The sequence below is a fragment of the Pseudomonas sp. 05N36 genome, from assembly GCF_056397385.1.
Map to the genome: position 1 here is coordinate 1 of NZ_JBFTNH010000080.1, position 369 is coordinate 369.

1 pseudogene is annotated in these 369 nt (G+C 30.9%); it reads right to left on the bottom strand.

Features of this window, described 5'->3' with window-relative positions:
• Window positions 1–369 (bottom strand): annotated as a pseudogene (locus AC1DIH_RS28240) (hypothetical protein); the annotation flags it as partial.

Consider the following 369-nt stretch of genomic DNA (forward strand, 5'->3'; position numbering starts at 1 on the left):
TCCTTACCATCCGTTCCAGAAACTACGACTGGTACAGATGATTGATTAATAAGACTTTTAATTTCTTCAGAAATAGTTCCACCTAAGAAAATAATACCATCGACTTGTTTACTTAATAAATTATTAAAAATTTCTTTTTCTTTTTCTGGATCATTATCTGAGTTTGAGATAATTGAGTGATATTTGTACATTGTTGCAATATCTTCTAAACCTCTTGCAAGTTGAGAATAATAAACATTTGAAATATCGGGAATTATAACTCCAACTGTCGTTGTACGTTTACTTGCAAGACCTCTTGCAACTGCGTTAGGTCGATAGTTTAACCTTTTAATGACTTCATTTACTTTATTACGTGTTTCTGGTTTAACA